At 72.7% G+C, this 16,418-nt stretch carries 13 protein-coding genes; 6 read left to right on the plus strand and 7 right to left on the minus strand.

What is annotated here, in order from left to right:
• Positions 1-16 precede the first annotated feature (16 nt).
• Genes AOA12_RS17175 through fepB form a run of 4 tightly spaced genes read right to left on the minus strand, consistent with a single transcriptional unit; the run spans position 17 to position 3,941 of the window.
• Entirely contained in the window at positions 17-811 is a 795-nt protein-coding gene (locus tag AOA12_RS17175) for an ABC transporter ATP-binding protein (RefSeq protein ID WP_054685546.1), read from the minus strand.
• Position 812: 1 nt separating this feature from the next.
• A complete protein-coding gene (locus tag AOA12_RS17180) occupies positions 813-1,868 on the minus strand; it encodes a FecCD family ABC transporter permease (RefSeq protein ID WP_054685549.1) in 1,056 nt (351 codons plus the stop codon).
• Positions 1,865-2,881, minus strand: a complete 1,017-nt coding sequence (locus AOA12_RS17185) for a FecCD family ABC transporter permease (protein WP_197280959.1) — start codon at positions 2,879-2,881, stop codon at positions 1,865-1,867. Before AOA12_RS17185 ends, AOA12_RS17180 begins: the two co-directional genes overlap by 4 nt.
• A 49-nt stretch (positions 2,882-2,930) precedes the next feature.
• The gene (fepB, locus tag AOA12_RS17190; RefSeq protein ID WP_054685552.1) at positions 2,931-3,941 is read right to left on the minus strand and encodes a Fe2+-enterobactin ABC transporter substrate-binding protein; all 1,011 of its coding nucleotides are present in this window, start codon (positions 3,939-3,941) and stop codon (positions 2,931-2,933) included.
• A gap of 175 nt (positions 3,942-4,116) precedes the next feature.
• On the opposite strand from fepB, the gene AOA12_RS17195 reads away from it, so the two are divergent.
• The 5 genes from AOA12_RS17195 (at position 4,117) to pgi (ending at position 10,788) form a co-directional block, all read left to right on the plus strand.
• Positions 4,117-5,979, plus strand: a complete 1,863-nt coding sequence (locus AOA12_RS17195; protein WP_054685555.1) for a siderophore-interacting protein — start codon at positions 4,117-4,119, stop codon at positions 5,977-5,979.
• Between the two features lie 181 nt (positions 5,980-6,160).
• Complete coding sequence (locus AOA12_RS17200; RefSeq protein ID WP_054685558.1) at positions 6,161-7,426, plus strand: sensor histidine kinase; 1,266 nt, start codon at positions 6,161-6,163, stop codon at positions 7,424-7,426.
• Positions 7,414-8,109, plus strand: a complete 696-nt coding sequence (locus tag AOA12_RS17205) for a response regulator transcription factor (RefSeq protein WP_054685561.1) — start codon at positions 7,414-7,416, stop codon at positions 8,107-8,109. The genes AOA12_RS17200 and AOA12_RS17205 overlap by 13 nt, the downstream gene beginning before the upstream one ends.
• Positions 8,106-8,978 carry a DUF4097 family beta strand repeat-containing protein gene (locus AOA12_RS17210; RefSeq protein ID WP_156366560.1) on the plus strand — a complete coding sequence of 291 codons (873 nt, stop codon included), beginning with the start codon at positions 8,106-8,108 and terminating at the stop codon, positions 8,976-8,978. Before AOA12_RS17205 ends, AOA12_RS17210 begins: the two co-directional genes overlap by 4 nt.
• Positions 8,979-9,108: 130 nt before the next feature.
• A complete protein-coding gene (gene pgi / locus AOA12_RS17215) occupies positions 9,109-10,788 on the plus strand; it encodes a glucose-6-phosphate isomerase (RefSeq protein WP_054685567.1) in 1,680 nt (559 codons plus the stop codon).
• Positions 10,789-10,969: 181 nt separating this feature from the next.
• Here the strand turns inward: pgi and AOA12_RS17220 are convergent, their stop codons facing one another.
• Positions 10,970-11,926: a calcium/sodium antiporter gene (locus AOA12_RS17220; protein WP_197280960.1), complete on the minus strand. Its 957-nt coding sequence runs from the start codon at positions 11,924-11,926 to the stop codon at positions 10,970-10,972.
• A 71-nt stretch (positions 11,927-11,997) separates the two neighbouring features.
• Positions 11,998-12,723, minus strand: a complete 726-nt coding sequence (locus AOA12_RS17225; RefSeq protein WP_054685573.1) for an NRDE family protein — start codon at positions 12,721-12,723, stop codon at positions 11,998-12,000.
• A gap of 41 nt (positions 12,724-12,764) precedes the next feature.
• Between AOA12_RS17225 and coaBC the strand changes: the two genes are divergently transcribed.
• Complete coding sequence (coaBC, locus tag AOA12_RS17230; protein WP_054685576.1) at positions 12,765-13,979, plus strand: bifunctional phosphopantothenoylcysteine decarboxylase/phosphopantothenate--cysteine ligase CoaBC; 1,215 nt, start codon at positions 12,765-12,767, stop codon at positions 13,977-13,979.
• Between the two features lie 171 nt (positions 13,980-14,150).
• Here the strand turns inward: coaBC and AOA12_RS17235 are convergent, their stop codons facing one another.
• Positions 14,151-16,229, minus strand: coding sequence for a glucose PTS transporter subunit IIA (locus AOA12_RS17235; protein ID WP_054685580.1), 2,079 nt, complete (start codon positions 16,227-16,229; stop codon positions 14,151-14,153).
• Between the last annotated feature and the right edge of the window lie 189 nt (positions 16,230-16,418).

Consider the following 16,418-nt stretch of genomic DNA (forward strand, 5'->3'; position numbering starts at 1 on the left):
CGCGGGACGCGCGGGGTCAGCGGGAGCTGGCGATGGGGATGACGAGGGGGGTGCCGAGGACGGGGTCGGTGAGCACGCGGGCGGTGAGGCCGAAGACCTCGTGCAGCAGGTCCTCGGTGAGCACGTCGACGGGGCGGCCCGCGGCGGCGAGCGCGCCGTCCTTCAGCACGACGAGGTGGTCGGCGTACCGCGCGGCCTGGTTCAGGTCGTGCAGCACGAGCACCATCGTGCGCGCCTCCTCGCGGTTGAGCCGCCGGCAGAGCTCCAGCACGTCGAGCTGGTGCGCGATGTCGAGGTACGTCGTCGGCTCGTCGAGGAGCATGACGGGCGTGTCCTGCGCGAGCAGCATCGCGATCCACACGCGCTGCCGCTGGCCGCCCGAGAGCTCGTCGACGGCCCGGTCGGCGAGCTCGGCGATGCCCGTCGCCGCCATCGCCCGCTGCACCGCGGCCTCGTCGTCGAGCGACCACTGCTGCAGCATCCGCTGGTGCGGGAACCGGCCGCGGCCGACGAGGTCGGCGACGGTGATGCCGAACGGCGCGACCGACGACTGCGGCAGCAGGCCGAGCCGGCGGGCGAGCTCCTTGGGCGCGAGCCGGCGCACGTCCTCGCCGTGCAGCAGCACGTGGCCGCTCTTCGGCGCGAGCAGGCGCGACAGGGCGCGCAGCAGCGTCGACTTGCCGCACGCGTTGGGGCCGATGATGACGGTCACGCCGCCCTCGGGGATCTCGACGGTGAGGTCCTCCGCGACCTGGCGGGCGTCATACGAGAGCGTGACGGACTGCGCGTGCAGCGCGGGTGCCGATGTCATGTCATACCTGCTTCGAACGGGTCAGGAGCCAGATGAGATAGACGCCGCCGATGATCCCCGTCATCCGCCCGATCGGGACGGTCGCAGCGAAGGGAAGGCTCTGCGAGAGCACGTCGGCGACGACGAGGATGCAGGCGCCCATCGCGGCGGCGCTGACGACCGGCATCCCCCGGGCGTGCGTGAGCCGGGTCACGAGCTGCGGCGCGGCGAGCGCGACGAAGGCGATGGGGCCGGCGGCGCCGACCGCGAGCCCCGCGAGCATGACGGCGAGCACCATCATCCACACGCGTGTGCGCTCGACGCGCACGCCGAGCTGCTGCGCCAGGTCATCGCCCATCTCCATCATCGAGGCGCGGCGCGCGAGCGCGGCGACGATCGGGACGATGATCAGCGTGCCCACGAGCACGGGCGCGGCGTGCGCCCAGTTGCGCGCCGACAGCGAGCCGGCGAGCCACAGGTTGGCGGCGATCGCGTTGTCGAGGTCGCCGAGCACGAGCATGAGGCCGTTCACGGCGCCGAGCACGGCGCCGACGCCGATCCCGACGAGGATCAGCCGGTATCCGCCGGTGACGCCGCCCTTCACCGACAGCAGGTACACGACGATGGCGGTGCCGAGGCCGCCCGCGACGGCGCCCAGCGACACCTGCACGGGCCCCGCCTGGAAGAGCACGATCTGCGTGATCGCGCCCGTCGCGGCGCCCGTCGTGAACCCGATGACGTCGGGCGAGCCGAGCGCGTTGCGCGACACCGACTGGAACACGGCGCCCGAGACCCCCAGCGCCGCGCCGCAGAACAGCGCGGTGACGACGCGCGGAAGCCGGATGCCGTGCACGATCTGCGCGTGCTTCGGCTCCGCCTCGGCGCCGAGCAGCGCCGCGACGACCTCGCCGAGGCTCAGCCGCACGGTGCCGACCTGCATCGCGACGATGCCGAGCACGACGACGAGCACGAGCAGCACGGCCGTCACGATCGCCAGACGAGGCGAGACGACGAGGGAGACGCGGCCGCGCCGCCAGACGAATCCGCGCGGATGCGGGGAGCGGACGGATGCGGTCATAGCTGGGCCAGCCTGCGGGTGCGCACGAGGTAGACGAAGAACGGTCCGCCCAGCAGGGCGACCATGATGCCGACGCTCACCTCGCCTTTGGGAGGGATGACGCGCCCGAGCGTGTCGGCCACGACGATGAGGAGCGCGGCGAGCAGGCCCGAGTAGGGCAGCACCCACCGGTGGTCGACGCCCGCGACGAGCCGCGCGAGGTGCGGCGCCGCGAGGCCGAGGAACGCGATCGGCCCGGCGGCCGCGGTCGCGGAGCCCGCGAGCACGATCACCGCGACGCCCGCGAGGGCCCACACGCGGTTGGGGCTGCCGCCGAGCGAGCGGCTGAGGTCCTCGCCGAGCATGGCGGCGTCGAGGGGGCGCGCGAGTGCGAAGGCGAGCACGAGGCCGACCGCGGCGAGGAGGCCCACGGGAAGCAGCACCTCGTATCCGCGGCCCGCGACCGATCCGACCATCCAGTGCCGGTAGCGGTCGAAGACCTCCTCGAGGCCGTTGATGATGATGAGCTGGGTGAGCGCGCCGAGCACGACGGTGAGCGCCGCGCCGGCGAGCACGAGCCGCACCGGGTTGGTGCCGCGCCGCACGCCGCCGAGCAGGTACACGGCGGCGCCCGCGAGCGCGGCGCCGAGCAGCCCGAGCCACATGTAGTCGACGGGCTCGGTGAGCGAGAAGAACGCGATGCCGCAGGCGATCAGCACGGCGGCGCCCGCGTTGACGCCGAGGATGCCGGGCTCGGCGAGCGGGTTGCGGGTGAGCGCCTGCATGACGGCGCCCGCGACGCCCAGGCAGAGCCCGACGAGCACCGAGACGAGGGCGCGCGGGATCCGCTGGTTGACGACCAGCAGGTGCTCCGAGCTCTCGGGGTCGAAGGCCACGATCGCCTGCCAGGTGGTCGCGATCGGGATGTCGCGCGTGCCGAAGCAGGCGCTCACGAACACCGAGATCACGACGAGGGCGATGAGCACGACGATGCCGAGGCGTCGACGGGCGAATCGTGCGGGGACGGATGCCATGGGCGCGCGGAGGGCGACGCCGGCGGGCCGCCGACGTCGCCCGGTGGCGTCAGCTGCCGAAGAGCTCGACGATGTGGTCGACGATCTGCGTCGCGCTGAACTTGTCGACGCGGAACGAGTTCTTGCCGAGGCCGTACACCTGGCCCGCCTTGACCGACGGCACGTTGGCCATCGTCGGGTCCTGGGCGAACTTCTGCGCGCCCTCGTCGTCCTGGGCGAGGATGAACGTGGTCTCGCTCGTGAGCTCGGTGAGGTTCTCGTAGGTCGCGAAGACGAAGTCGGAGCGCTGCTCGGTGATCGTGTGCCACTCGATGGGCGGGTCCTCGAGCGTGAAGCCGAGCGACTCGAGCACGTCGCCGTGCACCGATCCCTTGCGCGCGATGTTGTTGTTCTCGCCCGGGCCGTTGAAGCTGAAGATGTTGGCGGTGCCCGCCGGGACGGTGATCTTCGTCGCCGCGTCGGCGACGTAGGCGTCGTAGTCGGCGACGGCCGCGGCCGCCTCCTCCTCCAGGCCCGTGGCCTCGCCGAGCTCCAGGGCGAGCTCCTGCCAGGTCACGACGCCGTAGTCGATGATGATCGTCGGGGCGATCGCCTTGAGCTCTTCGACGTTGTCGATGAGCGAGTCGGCGCCGCCGCGGGCGACGACGATGAGGTCGGGGTCCTGCGCGATGATCGCCTCGAGGTCGACCTCGCCGACCGGGAAGAGGTTCTCGACGCCCTTCTCCTCGGCGATGTCGGCCCACTGGCCGAAGAACTGGCCGTTCGCCGCCGAGCCCGACGCCACGACGGGTGCGTCGATCGCGAGCAGCGTGCCGGTCGCGGTCACGGTCGTCGAGACGATGTTCGTCGGCTGCTCCGGGATCTCGGTGACCGTGCCGTCGGTGTTCTCGAACTCGCGGGGCCAGTCGCCCGCGACCGCGGTCTCCTCCGTGTCGGCGGTCTCGGCAGGGCCGTCGGCGTTCTCGCTCGCCGGCGAGCAGCCGACCAGCGCGACGGCACCGGTGACGAGGAGGGCGAGCCCGCTCGCCCATCGGGTGCGCCGGGTGGGGACGTGCAGCATGGAGGTTCCTTTCGGTCGACACGGCGCGGGCGGCGCTTCGCGTGACGCGTGACGGAGGACGCGTGCCGGATCGCCGCAGGAAATGCCGTTAACTATGGAATGCCTTACCTACCCTACCTCTGATGTATCCGTCGGCCGAAAGCCGATCTCGCACTCACCTTCCAGGAGCACCCCCATGCCGCGCACCCTCCGGCCCGTCGACGTCTTCCCGATCACCACGCGCGTCCTCGAGGTGATCAGAGTCGCCGACGTGACGCCGGGCATGCGGCGCGTCACCCTCGGCGGCCCCGGGCTCGCCGCGCACACGGCGGCGAACGGCTTCGCCGTGGACGCGTTCCGCTCCGCGGGCTTCGACGACGAGTTCAAGATCGTCCTGCGCCACCCCGACGCCGCGGAGACCGTCGGCCCGACGCAGGCCGACGGCGTGCTGAACTGGCCCCGCGAGGACCCGCACCTGCTGATGCGCACCTACACGGTGCGCCGCTGGGATGCCGAGCGCGGCGAGATCGACGTCGACTTCGTCGTGCACGGCGTCGGCCCGGCGACGAGCTGGGCGCGTCGCGTGCAGCCCGGCGAGCGTGTGCAGATCGCGGGTCCGAAGATGTCGGTGGGGCATCCCGAGGGCGTCGACTGGACGCTCGTCGCGGGCGACGAGACCGCCCTCCCCGCGATCGGGCGCTGGCTCGAGCAGTGGCCCGACGGCCAGCGGGCGCAGGTGTTCGTCGAGATCGCCGAGCCGTCGCACCGGCAGGACCTCACGGTCCCGCCGGGCGTCGAGATCACCTGGCTCTCGCGCGACGGCGCCGAGCCGGGCACGACGACGCTGCTGTTCGACGCGATCCGGGCCGCCGACTGGCCCGAAGGCCGCGTGTTCGCGTGGGTCGCGGGCGAGACGCTGACGCTCATCCCCATCCGCCGCTGGCTGCGCGGCGAGAAGGGGCTCGGCAAGGAGCAGGTCGAGGTGACGGGATACTGGCGCCGGCACGAGGTCGTCGTCTCGTCGGACGACGCGTCGATGCCCGACCTCGACGCGACCGAGGACGACGCCGAGCGCCTGCACGAGCTGAGCGAGCTCGCGCCCGCCTTCGCCCTGCGGGTCGCCGCGACGATCGGGCTGGGCGCCGCGTTCGGCGGCGAGACCCGCACGGTCGCCGAGGCCGCCGCCGCGACGGGCACCGACGTCACCGGCCTCGGCAAGCTGCTGCGGCTGCTCACCGCGATCGGCGCCGCCGAGGCGGTGGATGCCGAGACCAGGGACGCTGGAGTGCGGGACGCCGGAGGGCAGGACGCCGGAGGGCAGGATGCCGGTGCGGCCGGCGCCGCCCGCCACCGGCTCACGGGTCTCGGCCGGCTGCTCGACGACGACCGCGTGATCGCCGAGCTCGATCTGGCCGGCCCCGTCGCGCACCGCGAGCTGGGCGGCATGCTGTCGCTGCTGTCGGCCGTGCGCACGGGCACGGGCGACTACGCCCGCTGGTTCGGCGCCTCCTACGCCGAGCACGAGCGCGCCGACCGGCCACGGCTGCAGGCCCGCCTCGACCGCGAGGCGGAGCGCGCCGAGTATGTGGCGGGCGTCCTGGCATCCACGCTCACCCTGCCTCCGGGCGCCGCGCTCGCCCTCACGGGCCAGGGCGCCGGCGTGTTCGCCGACGAGATCGTGCGACGCCACCCGGGCACGCGGGTCACGGTCGTCGGCAGCGCGGGCGAGGTCGGCGACCTCCCCGAGCGCGTGCACGGCGTCGGGTTCGCCGAGGCGCTCGGCTCGCTGACCGATGCGGATGCCGCCGACGCGCTGCGCCGGGCCGCCGACCGCGTGGTCCCGGGCGGCCGCCTGCTGGTGTTCACGCGCGCGCTCGACCCCGGGCTCGCCGACGACCACGACTACGCCGACGACCTCGTCGAGTTCGCCCTGCACGGCGGCGGCGTGCGCACGCACGACGAGAACCTGCGGCTGTTCGCCGCCGCGGGCCTCCCCGAGCCCGCCCGCCGCACCGTCGGCTGGGGCTTCTCCGCCTACGCCGTCACCGTCACCCGCTAGCCCCCTCCTCGCGAGGGTGCCATCTGTTTCGCCGAGGGTGCTACCTGTTTCGCCGAGGGTGCCCGTTCCCCTCGCGAGGAGAAGCGGCGCCCTCGCGGGGGACACCCGTGGGGGATAACCCGAACACGAGTCTCCGGATGGCTCGGGTGACCGGCCGAGGGCGCCGCCCTACCGTGGAGACATGACCTCACCGGCACCCCCTCCCGTCCGCACGCCGCTGCGCCAGCATGCGGGCGCGCTCGCCCAGCTCGCCGCCGTCGGCCTCGTCGGAACGGCCCTGTTCACGATCCTGTCCGTGCTCCTGAGCGTCGGGGTCGGCACCGTCGTCATCCTCGGCGTCGGCATCCCGTTCCTGCTCGCCTTCCTCTACACGCTGTGGGCGACCGCCTGGCTCGAGCACGAGCGCGTCGAGGGCCTCTACGGCTTCGGCGTTCCCCGGCTGCGCGTGCGCTCCAGCGGCCGGCCCGGCTTCGGCGGCTGGCTGCGCACCCTGTGGCAGCAGTTCATCGACGGCCAGATGTGGCGCGGCATCGCGAGCGCCGCGATCTCGACCGCCCTGGGCCTCGTGCTGCTGCCCACCATCTCGTGGATGATCTCGAGCATCGGCCTGCTGTTCGCCCCGCTCACGACCGACTCCCGCGTGCACCTCTTCCGCACCGACCTGTGGGTCGAGCCCGGCTGGGCGATCGCGGTCGGGGCGCTCGGCCTCATCCTCGGCGCCGCGCTCGTCGTCGGCATCGCGCTGCTGCACGCCGTGCTCACCCGCGCCATCCTGGTCCCCTCGCGCGAGGCGCTGCTCGCCGAGCAGGCCCGCACCGCGGGCGTGCAGCGCGAGGGCGCCGTGCGGGCGAGCGAGGTCGAGCGCACGCGCATCGAACGCGACCTGCACGACGGCGTCCAGCCGCGGCTCGTGTCGATCGCGATGACGCTGGGCCTCGCGCAGCAGAAGATCGAGAGCGACCCCGGGTCGGCGCGGCTGCTCGTCGACGAGGCGCACACCTCGACCAAGGCGGCCATCACGGAGCTGCGGCAGCTCGCCCGCGGCATCCACGCCTCCGTCCTCGACGACCGGGGACTGGATGCCGCCCTCTCCGCCCTCGCGGCCCGCTCCCCCATCCCCGTGCACCTCGACGTGCGGCTCGACGCCCGCTGCTCGCGCACGGCCGAGGCCGCCGTCTACTTCGCGATCGCGGAGACCCTCACCAACGCCGCCAAGCACTCCCGCGGCACCGCGGCACGGGTCACCGTGCGCCGCCGCGACGAAGACGGCGCCGCCCTGCTGTGGGCGCGCATCGAGGACGACGGCATCGGCGGCGCGCACATGCAGCCCGGCGGCGGGCTCGACGGCATCGCGAGCCGCGTCGCCGCCGCGGGCGGCGCCATGCGGCTCGACAGCCCGAACGGCGGGCCGACGTCGCTGGAGGTGAGCGTGCCGTGCGCATCCTGATCTGCGAGGACTCCACGCTGCTGCGCGAGGGCCTCGTGCGCGTGCTCGAAGACGCGGGCCACGACGTGGTCGCCGCCGTCGCCGACGCCCACGACCTCGGCACGATCGTGGCCTCCGCCTCGCCCGACCTGTGCATCCTCGACGTGCGGCTGCCGCCCACGTTCACCGACGAGGGCATCCGCGCGGCGCTCGCGCTGCGCCAGGCCGACCCCCGGCTGCCCGTGCTGGTGCTGAGCCAGTACGTCGAGGAGCGCTACGCGAGCGAGCTCATCGCGGGCCAGCCCGCCGCGCTCGGCTACCTGCTGAAGGACCGCGTGGCCGACGTCGGCGACTTCCTCGACTCGGTGCGGCGCATCGGCGAGGGCGCGACGGTGCTCGACCCCGAGGTCGTCGCGCAGCTGCTCACGCGCCGCTCGCGCGACGAGCGCCTCGCCCGCCTGACCGACCGCGAGCGCGCCGTGCTGGCGCTCATCGCGGAGGGCAAGAGCAACCAGGCGATCGCCCAGGCGCTCTTCGTGAGCGAGGGCAGCGTCGAGAAGTACATCACCTCGCTGTTCCAGAAGCTCGACCTGGAGCAGGACGAGCACGGCAACCGGCGCGTGCTGGCCGCCCTCGTGCACCTGGAGCACACCCAGCAGGAGCACACCGCCCCCACGCCTCCCACGAACGGAACGAACCGATGAGCACGACACTCACTCCCCCGCCCCAGCACCCCGTGGGCCCCCAGCCCCCCGCGGGAGCGCAGCCGCCCGCCCCGCGCCGCGAGAGCGCCCGCGTCATCTCGATCCTCGCGATCGTCGTCGGCTGCGTGCTCATCGCCGGCGCCATCGTCAGCGGCGTGTTCTCGGCGCTGCGCGTCGCGTCGAGCGACGAGCGCACGCTCACGGCATCCGCCGACGGCATCGCGGCGCTCGACGTCGACCTCTCGACGGGCGACATGCTCGTCGCGTACGGCGACGTCGAGGAGGCGACGCTCGTCGTGCGCGGCACCGGCACCGACGACTGGCGGCTCACGCGCGACGGCGACACCCTCACGGTGCGCACGGACCGCAGCTGGTGGACGGGCTGGCGGCTGTGGGGCGGCGCCGAGAACGAGCACGCCGCGCTCACCCTCCCCCAGCGCTACGCCGAGACCCCGCTGGACGCCGAGTTCTCGCTCAGCGCGGGCCAGATCACGGCCGAGGGCCGCTACGGATCGCTCGACATCGACATGTCGGCGGGCCTCGTCACGGTCGAGGGCACGGCGCGCGAGCTCGACGCGCACCTCAGCGCGGGACGGCTCGACCTCGAGCTCGCCGACGTGCGGACCGCCGAGGTCGAGGTGAGCGCCGGCCTGGTGCAGGGGCGGATCACGGGCACGCAGCCCGACGCCGTCGCGATCGACCTGAGCGCGGGCAGCGTCGAGCTCGTGCTGCCGAACGGCACCTATGCGGTGTCGTCCGACGTCTCGGCGGGCGGCTTCGACCACACGCTGAACACCTCGCCCAGCGCCTCCGCGCGCATCGACGTCTCGGTCTCGGCCGGACACGTGGTGCTCCGCCCCGAGCGCTGATCCCGTCGCCCATCTCCTCGCCCATCTCTTCGACCGCGGCGATCTGCGGGTGTGCCGTCCCGGCACCCGCAGATCGCCGCGGTCGAACTGCGTCTGTCCCCGCCGCGGGGTCGGACGCTAGCGTGGAGCCGTGACCACTCCCATCGATGCCACCACCACGCCCGCGTGGGCCGAGCTCACGGCCCACGCCGCCCACCTCACCCCCGACCTGCGCGGGTGGTTCGCCGCCGATCCCAGCCGCGTCGAACAGCTCACGCTCGACCTCGCCGACCTGCGCGTCGACCTGTCGAAGAACCTCGTCACGACCGAGGTGCTCGCCTCGCTCGTGCGTCTCGCCGAGCAGACCGGCGTCGCCGACCGCTTCGCCGCGATGCTCGCCGGCGAGCACATCAACACCAGCGAGGACCGTGCCGTGCTGCACACCGCGCTGCGCCGGCCGGCCGGCATCCAGCCGTCGCTCGTCGTCGACGGGCAGGACGTCGACGGCGACGTGCAGCAGGTGCTGGCGGCCATGACGGCGTTCGCCGAGCGCGTGCGCGCGGGCGAGTGGGTCGGCATCACCGGCAAGCGGGTGACGCACGTCGTGAACATCGGCATCGGCGGCAGCGACCTGGGCCCCGCGATGATCTCCGCGGCGCTGGAGCCGTATGCCACCGCCGGCATACAAGCCCGGTTCGTCTCGAACATCGACCCCTTCGACCTCGCGCACAAGACGAAGGACCTCGACCCCGAGACGACGCTGTTCATCGTCGCGTCGAAGACCTTCACGACGCTGGAGACGCTCACCAACGCCCGCCTCGCGCGCGACTGGCTGTGGGCGGGGCTCGCCGCCGCGGGGGCGATCGACGGCAGCGACGAGCAGAGGACGGATGCCGTGGCGCACCACTTCGTGGCCGTCTCGACGGCGCTCGACCGGGTCGCCGCGTTCGGCATCGACACCGCCAACGCGTTCGGCTTCTGGGACTGGGTCGGCGGCCGCTACTCGGTCGACTCGGCGATCGGGCTGTCGCTCATGATCGAGCTGGGGCCCGAGGCGTTCCGCGAGCTGCTGGCCGGCTTCCACGCGGTCGACGAGCACGTGGCATCCACGCCCCTCGCCGAGAACGTGCCGGTGCTGATGGGACTGCTGAACGTCTGGTACACGAACTTCCTGGGCGCCCAGTCGCACGCCGTGCTGCCCTATGCGCAGCAGCTCAGCCGCTTCGCCGCCTACCTGCAGCAGCTCACCATGGAGTCCAACGGCAAGCGCGTGCGCTGGGACGGCTCGCCGGTCACGAGCGACACGGGCGAGATCTTCTGGGGCGAGCCCGGCACCAACGGGCAGCACGCCTTCTACCAGCTCATCCACCAGGGCACGCGGCTCATCCCGGCCGACTTCATCGCGTTCGTCAACCCCGCGTACCCGCTGCAGGACGACGGGCGCGACGTGCACGGGCTGTTCCTCGCCAACTTCCTCGCGCAGACGAAGGCCCTCGCCTTCGGCAAGACCGCCGAGGAGGTCGAGGCCGAAGGCACGACGGGCGCCCTCGTCGCGGCGCGCACCTTCCCCGGCAACCGGCCGACGACGTCGATCTTCGCGCCCGCGCTCACGCCACGCGTGCTCGGCGAGCTCATCGCGCTCTACGAGCACATCACGTTCACGCAGGGCGCCGTGTGGGGCATCAACTCCTTCGACCAGTGGGGCGTCGAGCTCGGCAAGCAGCTCGCCCTGCAGATCGCACCCGCCCTGGAGGGCGACGCCGCGGCGCTGGAGGCGCAGGACGCCTCGACCCGCGCGCTGCTCGACTACTACCGCGCGCAGCGGCGGTAGGCGGGGCGCCGGCATCCGGCATCCGGCATCCGGCATCCGGCATCCGGCATCCATCACGCATACAGGAGAAATCACGGGGACAGGACGATTCTTGCCTTATCGTCCTGTCCCCGTGATTTCTCCTGTTTTCGCGCGGCGAGGGATGCCGCGCTCGTACGATGACGCGGGCGGATGCAGCGGACTACACGCGGCTGAGCAGCAGATAGCCCAGGTAGCCGGCGTACAGGGCGACCATGATCGAGCCCTCGACGCGGGTGACGCGGCGGCCGCTCATCATGAGCATGCCGGTCACGAACGTGGCGGCGATCATGACCGGGATGTCGACGAGCACGAGCTCGGCGTCGAGCGTGATCGGCGCGACGAGCACCGTGACGCCGAGGATGAGCGTGAGGTTGTAGGTGCTCGATCCGATGAGGTTGCCGATGGCGATGTCGCGGTCGCCGCGGAACGTCGAGATGATCGTGGTCGCCAGCTCGGGCGCCGACGTGCCGATCGCGATGATCGTGAGGCCGATGATCGCCTCCGACACGCCCAGCCGGCGCGCGAGGTCGACCGATCCGTCGACCAGGAACTGCGCACCCAGCACGATCACGACGATGCCGCCGACCAGCAGCAGGCCCGCGAGCACGAGCGGCCACACGCCGCGCCGCGGCCGGTCGAACTCGGCGCCGAACTCCGCCTGCACCGCCGCGCTCTCCTTGCGGGCGAACCGGAACACCGCGAAGGTGTAGCCGATCGCGATGCCCAGGAGCACCATGCCCTCGAGGCGATCCACGGCGCCGTCGACGGTGAAGACGAGCAGCAGCAGCGCGACGCCCGCCATCATCGGCAGGTCGAGCCGCAGCGTCTGCAGGCCGAACGGCAGCGTGCGGATCGCGGCGCTGAGCCCCAGGATGAGCAGCAGGTTGACGATGTTGGTGCCGGCGATGTTGCCGACGATGAGCGATCCGGCATCCTTCAGCGCGGAGTCGATGCCGACGGCCAGCTCGGGCGCGCTCGTGCCGATCGAGACGACCGTCAGTCCGATGACGACCGGCGAGATGCCCATGGCGCCCGCGAGCCGCGCGCCGTAGCGCGTCACCAGCTCCGCGCCCACGAGGAGCAGCGCGAGTCCGCCGATCACCGCGAGCCATGCCACAGGCAGAGGATATCGGTCGCGGAGGCCTGCCCGGCGCGGCGGCGACGCCTACGGCACGAGCGGCGGCCGGGCTACGGCACGAGCGGCGGCCGCATGGTGACGCGGTTCCACACGCCGGGCTCGTCGAACTCGCCGTAGACGACCTCGGCGCCCTCGCTCGAGACGGTCGCGGCGCACACCAGCAGCGACAGCGTCGGGTAGCCGTGCGGCCGGTTGTCGCGCACGACGGCGCGGTCGTCGAGCGGTCCGACGCGCGTCGTGTCCTCGAGCACGTCGAGCCAGCGCTCCCACCAGCGCGGTCCCTCGCCCGGGTCGGCGAACGCGTCGTGCCATGCCGTGATGCGCGCCGTGCCGGGGTCGTCGACGTCGTCGTGCGCGATCATGTGGATGCCGGGGTCGAGCTGCACGCGCCGCAGCCCGCCGCCGTCCCACATCGTCACGCGCACCCCCTCGGCCGTCGCCTCGACGAGGTTGAACCCGTTCGCGCGGGGCGCCGTCTCGACGCCCCGCCCCTCGGCGGCGGCGAGGGCGATGTGCCCGCGCGAGACGGGCTCGGGCCCGGGCGGCAGGTCGACGGGCGCGCGGTTGAGGATCACCGCGACCCGGCGCCGCGCGTCGGATGCCGCGAGCCACGCGCCGCCCGCGAGCCCATCGCGCACGCCGACGACGCCCGGATGCGTGTCGGGCCACCATGCGCCGAGCGGATGCCACGTGCGCGCGGGGTCCTCGTCGCGCACGGCGAGCAGGCGGATCGGCTGCCCGGGCGCCGGGGGCACGTGGATGATCGCGGTGCACATGAGCGGCCTTTCCGTCCGATCGCTCGTGGGAGGATCGGAGCATGTTCATCGTCGTCGGAGTGACGGGCGGCATCGCCGCGTACAAGACGGTTCATCTCGTTCGCGCACTCGTGACGGCCGGGCACGACGTGCACGTCGTGCCGACCGACGACGCGCTGCGCTTCGTCGGGACGACCACGTGGGAGGCCGTCAGCCGCAATCCTGTCACGACGAGCGTGCACGACGAGGTCGCCGAGGTGCGCCACGTGTCGCTCGGCGCGCGCGCGGAGCTCGTGATCGTCGCGCCCGCGACGGCGAACACGCTCGCGCGGATGGCGTGCGGCATCGCCGACAACCTGCTCGGCGTGACGCTGCTGGCCACGACCGCGCCCGTCGTCGTCGCCCCCGCGATGCACACGGCCATGTGGGAGCACCCGTCGACGGTCGCGAACATCGAGACGCTGCGCGCCCGCGGCGTGCACGTCGTCGGCCCCGCCGACGGGCCGCTCACGGGCGGCGACAGCGGCCCGGGCCGCATGGTGGAGCCGGACGACATCGTCGCGGCGGCGCTGGCCCTCGCGGCATCCGCCCCGCAGGACCTGCACGGCCTCACCGTCGCGATCTCGACGGGCGGCACGCGCGAGCCCATCGACCCCGTGCGGTTCATCGGCAACCGCTCGAGCGGCCGGCAGGGCGCCGAGGTCGCGCTCGCGGCCGCCGACCGCGGTGCCCGCGTGCGGCTCGTCGCCGGGCACGTCGACGACGGCGTGCTCGTCGAGGCGTCCCGGCATCCGCGCATCGAGGTGGCGCGCGTGTCGACGGCGCTGCAGCTGCGCGACGCGATGCACGCCGCGGCGGTCGACGCCGACGTCGCGGTGATGGTCGCGGCCGTCGCCGACTACCGCGTCGAGGACGTCTCCGACGTCAAGCTGCGCAAGGAGGAGGGCGACGGCGCGCTGTCGCTGCGGCTCGTCGAGAACCCCGACATCCTCTCCGAGCTCGTCGCGCTGCGCCACACGGGGCAGACGATCGTCGGCTTCGCGGCCGAGACGGCCGCCGACGATCAGGAGCTGCTGGAGCGGGGCCGCCGCAAGCGCGCACGCAAGGGCGTCGACCTGCTCGCCGTCAACCGCGTCGGCTGGGAGGAGGCGTTCGAGCGCCCCGACAACACGCTCGTCGTGCTCGACGGCGACGACCGGCAGGTCGCGCGCGCCGAGGGGTCCAAGCGCGCCGTCGCCGACGCCCTCTGGAACGCCGTGCTCGCCCAGCGCGCCTGACCCCCTCCCTCCCCCCGCTCCCGCGCGACTCCCTCGCGAGGGTGCCAGTTATCCTCGCGAGGGTGCCAGCTATCCACGCGAGGGTGCCGGTTATCCACGCGAGGGTGCCATCGAAAGCACCCCCGCGGAAACAAGTAGCACCCTCGCGGGAATAACTGGCACCCTCGGGGATCAGCGCGTGACGTTCAGCAGCGGGTCGCCCGCGCTCACGGGGCCGAGCGCGGCGGGCTCGACCGACGCGAACGTGTCGCCGTTGAGCACGATGACGGGCGTGATGAGCGGATAGCCCGCGGCCCGGATCACCTCGGGGTCGAACGCCACGAGCGGCGTGCCGGCCGAGACCCGGTCGCCGTTCTTCACGAAGACCTCGAAGCCCTCACCCTTGAGGTTGACGGTGTCGATGCCGACGTGGATGAGCACCTCGGCGCCGTTGTCGAGCTGCAGGCCGAAGGCGTGGCCCGTCGGCTGCGCCGCCACGACGACGCCCTCGCCGGGCGCGTACACCGTCGTCCCGGTGGGCTCGATCGCGACGCCGGGGCCCATGATGCCGCCGCCGAACACGGGGTCGGGCACGTCGGAGAGCGCCACGGCCGTGCCGTCGAGCGGCGACGGCAGCGTCACGGTGCCCACGTCGGCGGGGGCCGCCGTCGCGGTCGCCACGGCCGTCGCCACGGCAGCCGGCGCGGCGGCGGCACCGGCGGCGGATGCCACGGCCGCGCCCGCCGTCGCCGGCGCCGTCTCGGGCGCTGCGGCGACGATCGCGGGCTCCCCGGCCTCCGCGGTCTCCTCCTTGGGCTTGTACCCGGAGGCGATCACGAGCAGCATCGCCACGACGAAGGCGCCCAGCACGCCGAGGGCGTAGAGGCCGATCGGGTCGAACGCGGGGATCGTCAGCAGCGACGTGAAGACGAACGCCTGGGTCGTGATGCCGTGCGGCAGGCCGAGCACGAGGCTGCCGATGCCCATGATGAGACCGCCCGTGAGGCAGCCGACGAGCATGCGCGGGTAGATGCGCCGGTAGCGCAGATGGATGCCGTAGAGCGACGGCTCGGAGATGCCGCCGAGCAGGCCCGCCGCGAGCGCACCCGTCGCGGTCTGCCGCATCTGCGCCTCCTTGGTGCGCCAGGCGAGCACGAGCACGCCCGCCGTGGCGCCGAAGCACGCGAAGTTCCACGCGCCCATGGGGCCCTGGATGAAGTCGTACCCGAGCGTCTGGATGTTGAGCAGCATGATCGCGTTGATCGGCCAGTGCAGTCCCAGCGGCACCATGAACGGGTAGGCCAGCGGAATGATGATCGCGAAGATCACGGGCGAGAACGAGTTGATCGCGCTGAGCGCGTTCGCGAGGGCGGCACCGACGTAGACGCCGATCGGCCCGAGCAGGAACGCCGTGAGCGGGATCATGATGAGCATCGCGAGGAACGGCACGAAGATGAGTTGCACGTTCGCGGGGATGACGCGCTTGAGGCCCTTCGTGAGCGGTCCGAGCACGGCCGCCATGAGCAGGGGCGGGAACACCTGCGAGCTGTAGTTGAAGACCGTGAGCGGGATGCCGAAGATCGAGATCGTCGTGATGTCGGAGCCGAGGAAGACGATGTTCTGCGCGCCCTCCTGCTCGGCGAGCGCCGTGAACCCCGGCAGCATGACCACGGCCATGACGGCGAAGCCGACCCACGGGTCGGCGCCGAGCTTGGCCGACGCGTTGTAGGCGACCATGAGCGGCAGGAAGACGAACACGCACTGCCACATGAGGTTCACGAACTGCCACGAAGGCGGCAGCGTCACGCCGGGCGCGTTCCACGCCGGGATCACCTCGAGGGTCGCCATGAGCGCCATGAACGTGATGAACAGCGAGGCGCCGAGCAGAGCGCCCAGGATGGGGCGGAACGAGTCGGAGAGGAACTCGAACAGCGAGTCGACCCACGCGACCTTGCCGCGCACGCCCTTCGCGCGCTCGCGCGCCTTGATGTCGTCGGGCGACTCCTCGGCGCTGCTGCGGGATGCCATCGACGGCAGCGCGAGGATCTCGTTGTACACCGTCTGCACGGCGCCGCCGATGACGACCTGGAAGCGGTCGCCGGCCTGCGGCACCGCTCCCATCACACCGGGGACGGCCTCGACGGTCGCGACGTCGACGGCACCGCCGTCGCGGAGCTGGAAGCGCAGCCGCGTCGCACAATGGGAGAGGCTGTCGATGTTCTGGGGGCCACCGAGAGCGTCGACGATCGCGGCGGCAGGACTGCTGGACATGGATGATGCTCCTGTTCTGATGCCTTGGCGCGACTCTACCCTCAGCAGATTCCCAGGAACAGGGGTGTGCCCCGCGGTCCTCGCCCGCGCTCGTGCGCCGCCGCGGCGATCGCACGGACATGCCGCCGCACGGTCACGGCATCCGCTCACACGGTTTTGCCAGGGTTTGCCGGGAGACCGTCCAGAAAC

This window comes from Microbacterium sp. No. 7, assembly GCF_001314225.1.
In the GTDB taxonomy this organism is placed as follows: domain Bacteria; phylum Actinomycetota; class Actinomycetes; order Actinomycetales; family Microbacteriaceae; genus Microbacterium.